Raw genomic sequence first — 13,603 nt, 5'->3', positions numbered from 1 at the left:
GCAAAAAATGACATTTTCACAAATAATACTAACGCTTCAAAACTATTGGCAAGAACAAGGCTGCGTCATACTTCAGCCATACGACATGCCAGCAGGTGCTGGCACATATCACCAAGCGACATTTTTAAGAAGCCTTGGACCAAAGCCCTGGGCGACCGCATACGTAGCTCCAAGCCGCCGTCCGACTGATGGCAGATACGGCGAAAACCCAAACCGCCTTGGCGCTTACTATCAGTTTCAGGTGCTCATAAAACCAAGCCCAGAAAATATCCAAGAGCTTTATCTAAAAAGCCTTGAAAGACTTGGTCTAAATTTGAAAAATCACGACATCCGCTTTGTAGAAGATAACTGGGAGAGCCCTACACTTGGCGCTTGGGGGCTTGGCTGGGAGGTCTGGCTAGATGGCATGGAGATTACGCAATTTACCTATTTTCAACAAGTGGGTGGCATAGCCTGCGAGCTCATATCTGGTGAGATAACATACGGTCTTGAGCGCTTAGCTATGTATCTACAAGATGTAAATAGCGTCTATGACATCGTTTGGGACGACTCTAATGGCAACATCGTAACCTACGCTGATGTGCATAAACAAGGCGAGTATGAGTGGAGCAAATATAACTTCGAAGTGGCAAACATTGATATGCTCTTTAATCAGTTTGAAAACGCATTTAACGAGTGCAAACGCTGCTTGGAGGCTAAAATTTCACTGCCTGCTTACGACTACTGTATGCTTGCAGCTCATACATTTAACGTCCTTGATGCGCGCGGAGCGATAAGCGTGACGCAAAGACAAGACTACATTTTAAAAATTCGCGAGCTTGCAAAAGAGTGTGCGCTAACATATAAAGAGAGCTTAGAGTAAAAATAAAATTTGATGAAAATAGCTGAAATTTATAAAATCTTAGATGAAATTTGCCCATTTGCGAGCCAAGAGTCTTGGGATAATAGTGGTCTGCAGGTTGGCTCATTTGATAGCGAATTTGAGCGAATTTATCTAAGCCTTGATCTTGATAGTGAGCTTTTGCAAAATGTCTTGCCAAACTCGCTCATCATCACCCACCATCCGCTCATTTTTAAAGGGTTAAAGTGCCTAGACTACAGCCTCTATCCAAGCTCACTCATAAGAGAGATGATGATGAAAAATATCTCGCTCATCTCGCTTCACACAAACGCCGACCTTGCTTTTTTAAATGAGAAATTTGTGACGCAGGTTTTGGGGCTTGAAATTTCAAGCAAAGAGGGCTTTTTGATCTACGCTGATGTGAAGATGAAATTTAGCGAGCTTTGTAAATTTGTAAAAGAAAAACTTGGACTTGAAAATTTAAGAGCAGTTTATGCAAAAGATGAAATTTCTAAAATTTGCATCTGCACTGGAAGCGGCGCAGATCTTATGCAAGATGTCAAAGCAGACGCCTTTTTAACAGGCGATCTAAAGTATCACCAAGCCCTTTACGCAAAGGAAAATGGACTAAATTTGATCGACATAAATCACTATGAAAGCGAGCGTTATTTTAGTGATTTTTTAGCAAAATATTTGCAAAATCTAAAAATTGAAGTTATAATAAGCAATTCTAAAAACCCATTTACATATTGCTAACAAAAAAGGAAACATTATGAATAAATATTTGCAACAATTAGTTGAATTATCTGATCTTGACAAACAAATAGATGGTTTCACGCCGCGCATACAAGAAGTAGAAAAAGCCTATAAAAGCATAGAAGAAGAGTGTGAAACTATAGCGGTTAATGTAGAAAGACTTGACGAAGAGGTAAATGATCTAAAATCACAAAAATCAGGCACAAACGCTCACATCGCAGAATTTAGTGCAAAGATCAAAGATGTAGCTAAAAAAAGCTCAAGCGCAAAAAGCGAAAAAGAGATAAAAGCGCTAGGTCTTGAAGAAGATATCGCAAAAGAGCAACTTGAAGCAGCAAATGAAGAGATTGCTAGACTTGAAAAACTAATAGACAATAAAAATGCTCAAAAAGATGAGCTAAATGCCAAAAAAACAGAGCTTGAAGGAAATTTAGAAAAGATAAAAAGCGAGGTTTCATCTGAGCTTGAAAAGATCGAAAAAGAGCGCAAAGAGGTTTATGCTAAAAAAGATAAACTTGTTGCTGCGATGAACCAAAAAATCCTAGCATTTTACGAAAAGATCAGAAAATGGGCTCACAACACAGCCGTTGTGCCAGTTAAAAAACAAGCTTGTTACGGCTGCTTTATGCAGATAAATGATAAGACTTTCTCTGCAGTCGTAAAAGGCGAAGACATCGTTACTTGTCCGCATTGTGGCAGAATTTTATATAAACAAGAGCAATAACACGTTTCGTGATAATAATATATTATTTTTTAGCCTCAATACTCTACTTTTTTGGGGCTATTTTTCTACTTTTATTAAGTTTCAAAAAAAAATATCATAGATCGATCCCAGCACGTTTTTTTCTCTTTAATAATCCAAAATTTCAAGACGCAGATGTGCATTTTCACGCTTGCTCATTTGGCGAGGTGCAAGCGCTTAAGCCTTTGATGCAAAAATTTGATAGCAAAGCCATAAGCGTCGTGACAAATACGGGCTTTGAAGCGGCGAGTAAAATTTGCTCTAACACAAGGTTTTTGCCATTTGAAATTTTCTTGCCATTTTGGCTAAAAAAGAGCAAAATTTTAGTCATTTTTGAGGCTGAGCTTTGGCTTATGCTAGTTTTCATGGTAAAGCTAAAGGGCAGCCGCGTGATCCTCATAAACGCTAGAATTTCAGATAGAAGCTATAAAAGCTACTTAAAATTTGGCTTTTTTTACAGATATCTTTTTAAATTTATAGATAAAATTTACGCCCAAAGTGAGCTTGATAAAGAGCGGCTAAAGTCGCTTGGAGCAGGTGAAATAGAGGTTGTTGGCAACATAAAAGCTGCGTTTTTACCAAGTGTGAGTAAAATTTATGAAAAGCCAAAAGCTAGAGTGATCGTGCTAGCAAGCACGCATACTGGCGAAGAAGAGATGATTTTAGATAATTTAAATTTAAAAGAAAACGATCTTTTGATCATCGCACCACGCCACCCTGAGAGATTTGCAGAGGTTGAAAAGATTGCAGGCGAGTATGCTAAAAAGCATGACTTTAGCTTTGCTAAATTTAGCCAAAGTCATAAATTTGAAGCTAAAGTAAATTTGCTTGATACTTTAGGCGAGCTTGTAAATGTCTATGCTATTAGCGATATAGTCGTGCTTGGAGGCAGTTTTATGCCAAATATCGGCGGGCATAATCCAATCGAGTGCGCACAATTTAACCCAGTGATAATTAGCGGCGAGTTTATATTTAACCAAAAGGCGTTATTTGGCCTAGTTGAAAACATCTATATCGCAAAGGCCAGTGAGATTGGCGGCATAATAGATGGTAACGCCAAAAAGAGCAAGATCGCCGTGCAGGCCAGCGCTGATGTGATCATAGAAGATATAAGGAGCACTTTATGAGTGAAGAAAAAGCGTATAAAATTTTAGCCAAACAAAAAAATATCTCAAACAACGAGGCAAAGGAGCTAATCGACAGCGGACTGGTTTACGCAAAGGGGCAAAAGGTGATGATCGCCCGTGCGCTAATGAGCGAAAATACTAAATTTAGCGTCGAAGAGATGCCAAAGCCAAGTGTTATCTTTGAAGATGAAAATTTAATAGCCATTAATAAGCCTGCTGCCGTTACTAGCGAAAAAATCAGTCAAATTTATAAATTTCCACTCCTTCACAGGCTCGATAAAGACACAAGCGGCGTGCTACTTCTTGTAAAAAATGATGAATTTGCAAGCCTTGCCATAAATGAGTTTAAAAAGATGAAGGTTGAGAAAATTTACGTGGCCGCAGTTAGGGGCATCATGAGCGAGGAAGTGGTCGTAAATGAGCCGATCTTAACTATAAAAAATAAAAATGGCGCCTTCTCAAAGATCTCAAAAGATGGCAAAGAGGCGATCAGTGAAATTTCACCACTCATGGTTGCAGGTAAAAAAACACTGGTAAAAGTTGTCATAAAAACAGGCAGAACGCACCAGATAAGAGTGCATTTGGCTAGTTTAAATTTACCTATCGTTGGCGATGAGAAATACGGCAAAAATAGGGCAAATAGAATGTTTTTACATGCCTATTCTATCGCTCTTTTAGACTATAAATTTAAAGCGCCGATCCCAAGAGAATTTAACTCTCTTGGATTTGAGCTATCTAATAAATTTGAAATTTAAAGAGCAATAAAGAAATTATTTAGTAATATACGCCCTTTAATAACAACTTAGAAAGGTGATTAGTGTTCGAACAAATTAGCGAGTCTTTTAGATTAGCCGTTAGTAAGATACGTTTTGTAGATGACGAAAAAGCTCTAAAAAACGCACTTGACGTGCTCAAAAAAGCTCTTTTAAAAGCTGATGTTCACCACAAAGTCACCAAAGATCTACTCGCGTCTATCGAAAGCGAACTAAAGCAAACTGGCGTTGGCCAAAAGAATTTTCTAGATGCGATCAAGTCAAATTTAACTACTATCTTAACAGCTCCTGGCAATCAAGGCTTTGTCTATGCGCCAGTTGCGCCAACCATTGTTTTGATGGCTGGCTTGCAAGGTAGTGGTAAAACAACGACAACTATCAAGCTTGCAAACTATCTAAAGCTAAGAAAGAAAAAAGTTTTAGTTGTGGCCTGCGACTTGCAAAGATTAGCAGCGGTTGAGCAGCTAAGACAGCTCTGCGTTGCAAATGAGATAGATCTTTTTTATATAGAAAATGAAAACAACCCTATAAAAGTAGCAAAAGAAGCACTAGAAAAAGCAAAAAGCGGTCTTTATGATGTGCTTTTAGTGGATACTGCTGGTCGTCTCGCGATCGATGAAAAGTTGATGCAAGAGATAAAAGATGTAAAAAATGCGATAAATCCACATGAAATTTTCTACGTAGCTGACGCTATGAGTGGTCAAGACGCCGTAAAGACAGCTACAAGTTTTAATGAAATTTTAGGAATTTCTGGAGTTATCCTTTCTAAATTCGACTCTGACTCAAAAGGTGGCGTAGCTATTAGCATCGCAAAACAGCTAAATATCCCACTTAGATTTGTTGGTACTGGAGAGAAAGTAGCTGATATCGAGAGCTTTATACCAGATCGTATCGTAAGCCGTATAATGGGTGAGGGCGACCTAGCCACTTTGGTTGAGAAAACATCGACTATTATCGATGAAAAAGAGGCGAAGCGTCTAAATCAAAAGATAAAAAAAGGTCAGTTTAACTTTAATGACTTTTTGGATCAAATGGAAAGCGTTAAAAAGCTTGGTAGTATGAAGTCTTTGATGGGTATGATACCTGGACTTTCAAATATTGCAAATCAGATAAAAGATATAGATCTTGATAATTCAAAAGAAATTTTGCATATTAAGGCTATGATAAACTCTATGACGCAAAAAGAGCGTGAAAATCCAGACCTTTTAAACAATAGTAGAAAAAGGCGTTTGGCAGCTGGTTCTGGATTATCTCAAGTGGAGGTAAATCGCTTTTTGAAGCAGTTTGAAAATGCCTCAAAGCTTGCTAAGAAATTTTCAGGAAAGGGCGGAGCAAAAGGACTTGCAAATATGCTTTCACAAGCAAATTTAAAAAGACCTGTTTGATAAAAGGGTTTAAATTTGGATATTTGTTATCTAAATTTAAGCTTTATTTAAAAACAAGAGGAGAATATAATATGGCAACAGTAGTAAGACTAACAAGAATGGGACGTAAAAAAAGACCTTTTTATCGTATAGTTGTTACAGATAGCAGAAAAAGACGCGATAGCGGTTGGATAGAGAGCATTGGTTATTACAACCCTATGGTTGAGCCAAATGTTATAAATTTCAACAAAGAGAGATTGGACTACTGGAAAAGCGTCGGTGCTAAACTTAGCGACAGAGTTGCGCAAATTACAAAATAATGGTTGAAAATTTTTTATACGAATATGCCAAGCTGATAGCTGATTTTCCTGAAAAGGTGACTATTGAGCGTCAAGAGCTTGGTGAAAATTTTGTCGAGATCATTATAAGTGCTGATAAGGTTGATACTGGAAAGCTTATCGGTAAAGACGGCAAAATGATAAATGCTATAAAGACCGTTATTATTGGCTGTAAAGCAAAAGACAATACAAGTTATAGAGTAACGGTAAAAGCTATTGAATAGTGATATTGTTGAAGTCGCTACTATCGGGAGATGTGTTGGTTTAAAGGGCTATTTAAAGCTTCACAACAAGAGCGACTTCCCAGAGCAATTTAAAAAAGGTGTAACCTTTTTTGATAAAAACAGTGTTCAGCTCACAATAAAAGACTATAACAGACAAAAAGAGCTGGTTTTGTTTGAAAATTTTGATGATTTAGATCTTGCTAAAACACTTGTAAACAAAACTATTTATACCACAAAAGAGCTCACCAGAAAAAACTGCAAACTAAAAAAAGATGAATTTTTTCAGTTTGATATCATTGGTTTAAAAGTTGTAGAAAATGGCGAAATTTTAGGTATTGTAGAAGATATCCAAGATAATTTTGCAAATTCACTTTTATATATAAAAACAGATGATGAGCTTATCGCAGGTGGCAAACCAAAGAATTTTTACATTCCATATTTGGAGCGCTTTATTGAAAACGTAAATTTGGATAGTGAAGAGATTTTGGTAAAAGGCGCTAAAGATATCTTAGAAAATTCATGAAATTTACGTTTATTACACTTTTTGAAAATTTAGTTAAACCTTACTTTTGTGATTCTATTTTAAAACGTGCGATTAGTAATAAATTTATTGAAATTGATTTCATAAATCCAAGAAATTTTACCAACGATAAACATAATAAAGTTGATGACTATATGATAGGAGGTGGAGCAGGGCTTTTGATGTTTCCGCAGCCTTTGGATGAGTCGATCAAATTTGTAAAAGAAAAAGACAAAAATGCCCATGTTATTTTTTTGACGCCAGCTGGTAAAAAATTTAGTCAAAATGACGCAAAAAGGCTCTCTAAAAAAGATCATATTTGTTTTGTCTGCAGTAGATATGAAGGTCTTGATGAGCGAGTTGTTGAGCTTTGGGCGGACGAAGTTTTTTGTATAGGTGATTTTATTTTAACTGGCGGAGAGCTGCCTGCACTTTGCATGAGCGACGCGATATCAAGAAATGTGCCTGGGGTTTTGGGAAACGACATGAGCCTTGAAGTGGAGAGTTTTGAAGGTAATTTACTTGAAGCCCCATCTTTTACAAAACCTGATAATTTTAAATCTCTCTTTGTGGTTTCAGAGTTTTTAAAGGGTAATCATGCTAAAATCCACAATTTAAAAAACAAGATGGCTCACTGCAAAACAAGGTACTTTCGCCCTGATTTATATCAAAAGCTAAAGCCACATAAATAAGGAAAAACATGAGAAATAAATACATTGAAGCGTTTGAAAATGCTCAAATTGCTGGTAAAAATATCCCTGACTTCCGTGCAGGAGATACATTGCGTGTGGCTACTCGTATTCACGAGGGAGACAAAACGAGAATTCAAAATTTTGAAGGCATTTGTATAGCTAGACGTGGTAGCGGCACTGGTGAAACATTTATCATCAGAAAAATCGGTGCTAACAGTGTTGGTGTTGAGAGAATTTTTCCAATATTTAGCGATTCTATCGAAGAGATAAAGGTTCTTAGAAAAGGTCGTGTTAGAAGAGCTAAGCTATTCTATTTACGCGAATTACGCGGTAAGGCAGCTAAGATCCGCGAACTTAGAAAATAAAACTTTTTCCCTGAAATTTTCAGGGATTTTCTCCTATAAACAATATTTAAAATCATTTTTATGTTACTTCATATTTATACTTCATTAATCACTCTTTGCTAGAATTTTATCTCAAATTTACTTTTAAGGAATAAAAATGAAAAAAATTTTGATTTCACTTGCAACTATTGCGTCTTTGGCTATGGCAGCAATCAATCTAAACACAGCTACAAAAGAGGAACTTATGAGTCTTGATGGTATCGGCAGTGCAAAAGCAGATGCTATCATTGAGTATAGAAAAGCAAATAAATTTAACTCAATCGACGATCTCAAAAATGTAAATGGCATCGGCGATAAAACTTTTGATAACCTAAAAGGTGAAATTTCTACTACTGGCAAGAGCGAAGTAAGCGAAAAAGCAAAAGCTGGTAAGAAGAAAATGGATGAGGCAAAAGACGAGATGAAAGATAAAATCTCTGATAAAAAAGATAAATTAAAAAAGAAAGCTTCTAAAACTAAAGAAGAGCTAACTTCTAGCAAAGAAGATGAAACTAGTATGGGTGAAAAAGCAAAAGATGAAAAAGACAAAGTTGTTGACAAAGTAAAAGAAAAGAAAGAAAAAGCTGCTTCAAAAGCTAAATCTAAAAAAGAAAAACTTAAAGAAAAACTAGAGAAATAAAACATTTTAAAGCCTACTTGTCTTTACAAGTGGGTTTTATAAATTCATATATTTTTTGTTTTAATTATAATTGACAAAAATTATCACAACCTTCTTCAATTTCATTGATCCGATAATTTGCTTTATTTTATCTTTTTTCAAGGTGTTTTTCTAAATTGTGTCAAAATAGCTGCCATCTAACTTTGCCAACTAAAAATTTATATGAAACTGCCCCGAAAAAACGACTATCAAAAGAGTGAATGCGGTTGTCGTCAACCATACTCGGCGAGTTTCAAACCCCAACGGAGTAAATTCTAATGAACCGCCGACCTTCGGGTTGTGAGTGTTGTAGGCTTTTTCTTATAAGTAGCCATTAAGCTACATTTGTTAAAATTTGCCCTATGAAAGTATTAAAAAGTTCGACATTTGATAAGTGGTTACATAAGTTAAATAATCCTATTGTCAAGGTTTCTATATTGAGAAGATTGGAGCAGATAGAAACAAAAGATCATTTAGGGGATTATAAATTTATTGATACAGATTTATACGAACTTAGGTTTTTCAATCGTGGTGGGTTAAGGATATTTTTTACCTTTGATGGCGATGAAATAATTATATTGTTAAATGCTGGCGATAAAGATAGCCAAAGCGATGATATTAAAAAAGCAAAAGAGATATTAAAGGATTATAGATGAAAGAAGAATTTACAAAATTTAATTTAGAAGACTATTTAACAACTGATGAATTAAGAAAAGAATATTTAAATCAAGTCTTAGCCGATGGCGATATTGAAGAATTTAAAAGAGCATTATTTTATATAGCAAAGTCAAAAGGCATTGAAAACGTTGCAAAGAAAGCAAATTTAAATAGAGAAAGCTTTTATAAGATGTTTAAAGAAAATTCAAAGCCTAGATTTGAAAGTATATTTAAGGTTGTTAATGCTCTTGATATTAAGCTTGTTTATGCTTAGTCTATTTCATTATTATTTCTAGCTTCTTTCTTGGCTGTATTGGCTGGGGTTTTGGCTTTTTGAAGTATCTATATAAAACAATATTATCGTTCCTTTGATAGATCTTTGCAAGATAGCAACTATATTATTTAAATCTCTTCTTTGAAAATCTTTGGCTTTTAAATTTGTCACTTTATGTCGTGTGTTTCAAACTCCAACGGAGTAAATTCTAATATTTTACGCTAACTACGGCTTCACGCGTTGAAGTGAGTTTCAAACTCCAACGGAGTAAATTCTAATCTATTTTGCTGTCTTGCTCTACTGAAAAAGATACTGTTTCAAACTCCAACGGAGTAAATTCTAATTCGAGCTTATAAAATGTTAGGCTTACTTCAAAGCTGTTTCAAACTCCAACGGAGTAAATTCTAATTCAACAGCCAACAAGTTCAAATTTATTCTTTGATGAGTTTCAAACTCCAACGGAGTAAATTCTAATACGTCAGACAAATAGAGAGTATTTAGTTCATACTGAATGTTTCAAACTCCAACGGAGTAAATTCTAATCAAAATCCTTGCGGTTTTGTATATCCTGTGGGTGCTCGGTTTCAAACTCCAACGGAGTAAATTCTAATTTTATCTTGCCACTATCAACATCAAATCCGATTTTAGTTTCAAACTCCAACGGAGTAAATTCTAATTTACGACAGCTTAGCTTTACAATTATTAGCACAGAGTTTCAAACTCCAACGGAGTAAATTCTAATAATGGCACTGGAGGCTATCATAGGCTTAGAGACTTCGAGTTTCAAACTCCAACGGAGTAAATTCTAATAAGAACTAGTAGATTTGAGAGTTTTGACTTTATGGTTTCAAACTCCAACGGAGTAAATTCTAATAAAAAAATGAAGCGACAACCGCAGGGCGTCAGTGATGTTTCAAACTCCAACGGAGTAAATTCTAATGCGGTGCTGTTGTCCTTATTTTCTTTTCCGTCAGCGTTTCAAACTCCAACGGAGTAAATTCTAATCATAGAGGACAAATCAAGCGGAACTGGGCTAATCCAGTTTCAAACTCCAACGGAGTAAATTCTAATGTAGTGTGCTTTTATTATTTTCTTGCTCGGTTGCGTCGTTTCAAACTCCAACGGAGTAAATTCTAATGATAGGGTTGGTTAAAAACGCCGCTAGCATTGCACGTTGTTTCAAACTCCAACGGAGTAAATTCTAATAAATCGCCATGGTTGAGTGGCTTAAGTAAGCCTTGGTTTCAAACTCCAACGGAGTAAATTCTAATAGCGTCTGCTTCGTTACGCTTGCAGATTTTACATCGTTTCAAACTCCAACGGAGTAAATTCTAATCAAGCCACCAAAAGAACCACTGACGCTAGAGCCAGTTTCAAACTCCAACGGAGTAAATTCTAATTTTTGATCAAGTTAAAGACGCTATCGCTAAGATAGAGTTTCAAACTCCAACGGAGTAAATTTTAATTTATTCATCTATCTACCCCTCTTTGACTTTTGAGAGTTTCAAACTCCAACGGAGTAAATTCTAATCAGGGGCATTTAAATCGTGCCTTTCGTGATAGTGTGGTTTCAAACTCCAACGGAGTAAATTCTAATGGCATTTACATCACCGCCCAAGCCTTGATAGTAATGTTTCAAACTCCAACGGAGTAAATTCTAATTTAGCGATTATTGCACCTTGTTTTACTTTGTCAGTTTCAAACTCCAACGGAGTAAATTCTAATCATTGCCGAGGGATTTGCGACAGCCCTCGCAATAAAGTTTCAAACTCCAACGGAGTAAATTCTAATCACATTGTTGCTCTCAACGTGAGCGAGGCAAAGCTCGAGTTTCAAACTCCAACGGAGTAAATTCTAATTCTTTCGAAGGGGTAGAAAATGAAAGAATTTAAAGAGTTTCAAACTCCAACGGAGTAAATTCTAATGTGAGCATATCAAAAATAGCCCTCTATTTGCAAAAGTTTCAAACTCCAACGGAGTAAATTCTAATTTTATTTAGTTATTGATTAGCGCGCTTTAATCTTGTTTCAAACTCCAACGGAGTAAATTCTAATTTTTTCGGGGCTATGTTAAATGGTGTTTCAAATAAAGTTTCAAACTCCAACGGAGTAAATTCTAATAAAGGTTTTTTAAGGATTTCTTATGAAATTTCTTAGTTTCAAACTCCAACGGAGTAAATTCTAATCAAGCCCCTAAACATCTCTACTCTGTTGCGGGCGGGTTTCAAACTCCAACGGAGTAAATTCTAATTCTTCGTGCGATCACATTTTCAAAAATGGTTATTATGTTTCAAACTCCAACGGAGTAAATTCTAATTTTTTTATATTGATCGGAATAGTTAGAAATTCGCTTGTTTCAAACTCCAACGGAGTAAATTCTAATCGAGAAAATGCTCACCACCTGAAACTACACCACAAGGTTTCAAACTCCAACGGAGTAAATTCTAATAGAGGCATAGGTATCGAGCTTAAGCCGTCTTATTTGTTTCAAACTCCAACGGAGTAAATTCTAATAACGCAGGATTTCGACGAGCTTTCGGCGTGGTATGTGTTTCAAACTCCAACGGAGTAAATTCTAATCAGTTCATTTAATAAATGATGAGTATGAATTGCACTGTTTCAAACTCCAACGGAGTAAATTCTAATTGGCTTTACTGATGAAGTAGAGCAAAAAGTTGTTTTGTTTCAAACTCCAACGGAGTAAATTCTAATTAATTTTATAGGTTTTCTAAATTTAGGAATTTAAGTTTCAAACTCCAACGGAGTAAATTCTAATGAGCTTCACGCAGCTTTTGCTCGTTTTCCCAAACCTGTTTCAAACTCCAACGGAGTAAATTCTAATTTTGTGTTAGATATTCTCTTGATATTTTTGCTAAGTTTCAAACTCCAACGGAGTAAATTCTAATTTATAACGAAGTTTTATACAGCTCAAAAATGCACTAGTTTCAAACTCCAACGGAGTAAATTCTAATTGGAATTTGTTTATTATGCGATATTCAAGAAGATTGTTTCAAACTCCAACGGAGTAAATTCTAATTAAAAATGCTACTTCGTATGTTATGAAGTATATTTTGTTTCAAACTCCAACGGAGTAAATTCTAATAGCGCCAAAAAGCCTATTTTATAGGCATTCTAGTGCAAGAAGTCTATATTTTTTCGCCTTAAATTTGACTAAAATTTAGCCATGTGTAAATACGCCAAGCCCTAAATTTCAAGCTTTTTAAAATCTTAAAAAACGCTTTATTAAAATGCGATTTCACTCCAACCTAAAGCCTTCATAAGGCGCGTCCTCGCAGATACACTTTTTAAGCTTGTTTGCTTCGCGGCGGATCACCTGCCTCCACGTTAGCTCCCTACCGCCCACCGTGAGCGTCTCGCAAAGGCGCGAGATCATCTTTAGCTCGATCTTTTGCACGGCGTCGTTGCTAAATTTTATCCTGCCAGCGTCCGTTTGGAAGTCCTTCGCGGTGATCTCTTTTTTATTTAGCATGTTAAAAATCAGCGTATCGCCCAAGATCGGCTTAAAAATCTCCGCAAGATCGAGATGTAGGCTTAGCGCGCGGTAGTTTGGCTCGTGCAAAAAGCCGATGCGAGGATCTAGCTCGGTCTTGTAAATTTCGCTTAGGCAGATGTTGTAGATGCGCGTATTTACGTAGCTTATAAAGCTATTTATCTTATCAGCGGGCGGGCGTTTTGAGCGGACGGTAAATTTAAAGCTTCGCTGATCTGCGATGATCTCGTTCCACTTCTCGTAGTAGAGCTTTTGAAATGCACCCTCTACCGCCATGATAGCAGGCACACTAGTGGCGGCATCTAGTGCCTTTATGTGAGGCTGCACGTCAAATTTCACGCCGTGTCTTTTGCAGTTTGCGGCGTCATTTATGATGTGAGCTCTAGTGATCTCGCGCGCGATATATGCACGTTTGATCGGATCGTCAAAAGAGCGGAGCTGGCACAGCAATACAAAGCCGCTTTTATTTACGGAATTTGGCGTATTTGGGTAGAAATTCCCGCGAAAACTCTGATACGGACTAAAGATGTGCAAAAGGATGTTATTGTCCGCCAAAAATGCGATGGTGTAGGTGTCGATCTGCACTTTTGCTAGCACGTAAATTTCATCGATCGCGTTTATCGGCAGGATCCTGCACGAAGCTCGCTCGCCCGTCTCGTCAAATTTTTCAAAATAGATATTGTTATCTTGTCTATAAAGCCTACCTGGACTAAGTATAAAGTGCGTCCTGTCACTCTTTTGCAT

Annotated in this window: 16 protein-coding genes and 1 CRISPR repeat array; of the genes, 14 read left to right on the top strand and 2 right to left on the bottom strand. The window is 36.5% G+C overall.

The features are described from left to right. The first annotated feature begins 7 nt into the window (after positions 1–7). The 12 genes from glyQ to CVT07_RS10380 all read left to right on the top strand — a co-directional run bounded on the left by glyQ (position 8) and on the right by CVT07_RS10380 (position 8,400). Positions 8–862 (top strand): glycine--tRNA ligase subunit alpha, encoded by an 855-nt coding sequence (gene glyQ, locus CVT07_RS05445; protein ID WP_107935914.1) that lies wholly within the window; start codon positions 8–10, stop codon positions 860–862. Between the two features lie 12 nt (positions 863–874). Continuing rightward, the gene (locus CVT07_RS05440) at positions 875–1,597 is read left to right on the top strand and encodes a Nif3-like dinuclear metal center hexameric protein (protein ID WP_107935916.1); all 723 of its coding nucleotides are present in this window, start codon (positions 875–877) and stop codon (positions 1,595–1,597) included. A 16-nt stretch (positions 1,598–1,613) separates the two neighbouring features. Continuing rightward, a complete protein-coding gene (locus tag CVT07_RS05435) occupies positions 1,614–2,321 on the top strand; it encodes a zinc ribbon domain-containing protein (RefSeq protein ID WP_002941798.1) in 708 nt (235 codons plus the stop codon). Between the two features lie 8 nt (positions 2,322–2,329). After that, positions 2,330–3,466: a lipid IV(A) 3-deoxy-D-manno-octulosonic acid transferase gene (gene waaA, locus CVT07_RS05430; protein WP_107935918.1), complete on the top strand. Its 1,137-nt coding sequence runs from the start codon at positions 2,330–2,332 to the stop codon at positions 3,464–3,466. Next, positions 3,463–4,221 (top strand): RluA family pseudouridine synthase, encoded by a 759-nt coding sequence (locus CVT07_RS05425; RefSeq protein ID WP_107935920.1) that lies wholly within the window; start codon positions 3,463–3,465, stop codon positions 4,219–4,221. The genes waaA and CVT07_RS05425 overlap by 4 nt, the downstream gene beginning before the upstream one ends. Before the next feature lie 62 nt (positions 4,222–4,283). Next, complete coding sequence (gene ffh / locus CVT07_RS05420) at positions 4,284–5,624, top strand: signal recognition particle protein (protein ID WP_107935922.1); 1,341 nt, start codon at positions 4,284–4,286, stop codon at positions 5,622–5,624. 71 nt (positions 5,625–5,695) lie between these two features. Continuing rightward, positions 5,696–5,923 carry a 30S ribosomal protein S16 gene (gene rpsP, locus CVT07_RS05415; protein WP_009293992.1) on the top strand — a complete coding sequence of 76 codons (228 nt, stop codon included), beginning with the start codon at positions 5,696–5,698 and terminating at the stop codon, positions 5,921–5,923. Further along, the gene (locus CVT07_RS05410; RefSeq protein ID WP_009293991.1) at positions 5,923–6,165 is read left to right on the top strand and encodes a KH domain-containing protein; all 243 of its coding nucleotides are present in this window, start codon (positions 5,923–5,925) and stop codon (positions 6,163–6,165) included. Before rpsP ends, CVT07_RS05410 begins: the two co-directional genes overlap by 1 nt. Further along, complete coding sequence (rimM, locus tag CVT07_RS05405) at positions 6,158–6,688, top strand: ribosome maturation factor RimM (RefSeq protein WP_107935924.1); 531 nt, start codon at positions 6,158–6,160, stop codon at positions 6,686–6,688. The genes CVT07_RS05410 and rimM overlap by 8 nt, the downstream gene beginning before the upstream one ends. Continuing rightward, on the top strand, positions 6,685–7,377 hold the full coding sequence (gene trmD / locus CVT07_RS05400) for a tRNA (guanosine(37)-N1)-methyltransferase TrmD (RefSeq protein ID WP_107935926.1): 693 nt from the start codon (positions 6,685–6,687) through the stop codon (positions 7,375–7,377). Before rimM ends, trmD begins: the two co-directional genes overlap by 4 nt. Before the next feature lie 8 nt (positions 7,378–7,385). Next, positions 7,386–7,742 carry a 50S ribosomal protein L19 gene (rplS, locus tag CVT07_RS05395; RefSeq protein ID WP_002941851.1) on the top strand — a complete coding sequence of 119 codons (357 nt, stop codon included), beginning with the start codon at positions 7,386–7,388 and terminating at the stop codon, positions 7,740–7,742. Between the two features lie 136 nt (positions 7,743–7,878). After that, complete coding sequence (locus CVT07_RS10380; protein WP_107935928.1) at positions 7,879–8,400, top strand: ComEA family DNA-binding protein; 522 nt, start codon at positions 7,879–7,881, stop codon at positions 8,398–8,400. A gap of 160 nt (positions 8,401–8,560) precedes the next feature. On the opposite strand, the gene CVT07_RS10375 is transcribed toward CVT07_RS10380, so the two are convergent. Beyond that, positions 8,561–8,659 (bottom strand): S26 family signal peptidase, encoded by a 99-nt coding sequence (locus CVT07_RS10375; protein ID WP_430748106.1) that lies wholly within the window; start codon positions 8,657–8,659, stop codon positions 8,561–8,563. A gap of 121 nt (positions 8,660–8,780) precedes the next feature. Between CVT07_RS10375 and CVT07_RS05385 the strand changes: the two genes are divergently transcribed. Together CVT07_RS05385 and CVT07_RS05380 are read left to right on the top strand one after the other, a co-directional pair. Beyond that, entirely contained in the window at positions 8,781–9,074 is a 294-nt protein-coding gene (locus tag CVT07_RS05385; RefSeq protein WP_103569483.1) for a type II toxin-antitoxin system RelE/ParE family toxin, read from the top strand. Continuing rightward, a complete protein-coding gene (locus CVT07_RS05380) occupies positions 9,071–9,349 on the top strand; it encodes an addiction module antidote protein (protein ID WP_009293986.1) in 279 nt (92 codons plus the stop codon). Before CVT07_RS05385 ends, CVT07_RS05380 begins: the two co-directional genes overlap by 4 nt. 183 nt (positions 9,350–9,532) lie before the next feature. Beyond that, positions 9,533–12,451: direct repeats of the CRISPR family, unit length 30 nt; unit sequence GTTTCAAACTCCAACGGAGTAAATTCTAAT. 153 nt (positions 12,452–12,604) lie between these two features. On the opposite strand, the gene cas1 is transcribed toward CVT07_RS05380, so the two are convergent. After that, positions 12,605–13,603: a CRISPR-associated endonuclease Cas1 gene (cas1, locus tag CVT07_RS05375; RefSeq protein WP_107935930.1), complete on the bottom strand. Its 999-nt coding sequence runs from the start codon at positions 13,601–13,603 to the stop codon at positions 12,605–12,607.

Origin of the sequence: Campylobacter concisus, assembly GCF_003048875.2 — a bacterium.
In the GTDB taxonomy this organism is placed as follows: domain Bacteria; phylum Campylobacterota; class Campylobacteria; order Campylobacterales; family Campylobacteraceae; genus Campylobacter_A; species Campylobacter_A concisus_AU.
Note: the sequence above shows the minus strand (reverse complement) of the source record. Positions and strands in the feature narration are given on the sequence as shown.

Coding starts and splice junctions, on each gene's coding strand:
- rpsP (WP_009293992.1), top strand. CDS start 5,696: ATGGCAACAGTAGTAAGACTAACAAGAATGGGACGTAAAAAAAGACCT.
- trmD (WP_107935926.1), top strand. CDS start 6,685: ATGAAATTTACGTTTATTACACTTTTTGAAAATTTAGTTAAACCTTAC.
- CVT07_RS05435 (WP_002941798.1), top strand. CDS start 1,614: ATGAATAAATATTTGCAACAATTAGTTGAATTATCTGATCTTGACAAA.
- CVT07_RS10375 (WP_430748106.1), bottom strand. CDS start 8,659: ATGGTTGACGACAACCGCATTCACTCTTTTGATAGTCGTTTTTTCGGG.
- CVT07_RS05385 (WP_103569483.1), top strand. CDS start 8,781: ATGAAAGTATTAAAAAGTTCGACATTTGATAAGTGGTTACATAAGTTA.
- glyQ (WP_107935914.1), top strand. CDS start 8: ATGACATTTTCACAAATAATACTAACGCTTCAAAACTATTGGCAAGAA.
- CVT07_RS05410 (WP_009293991.1), top strand. CDS start 5,923: ATGGTTGAAAATTTTTTATACGAATATGCCAAGCTGATAGCTGATTTT.
- rplS (WP_002941851.1), top strand. CDS start 7,386: ATGAGAAATAAATACATTGAAGCGTTTGAAAATGCTCAAATTGCTGGT.
- cas1 (WP_107935930.1), bottom strand. CDS start 13,603: ATGCAAAAGAGTGACAGGACGCACTTTATACTTAGTCCAGGTAGGCTT.
- CVT07_RS05380 (WP_009293986.1), top strand. CDS start 9,071: ATGAAAGAAGAATTTACAAAATTTAATTTAGAAGACTATTTAACAACT.
- CVT07_RS05440 (WP_107935916.1), top strand. CDS start 875: ATGAAAATAGCTGAAATTTATAAAATCTTAGATGAAATTTGCCCATTT.
- CVT07_RS05425 (WP_107935920.1), top strand. CDS start 3,463: ATGAGTGAAGAAAAAGCGTATAAAATTTTAGCCAAACAAAAAAATATC.
- CVT07_RS10380 (WP_107935928.1), top strand. CDS start 7,879: ATGAAAAAAATTTTGATTTCACTTGCAACTATTGCGTCTTTGGCTATG.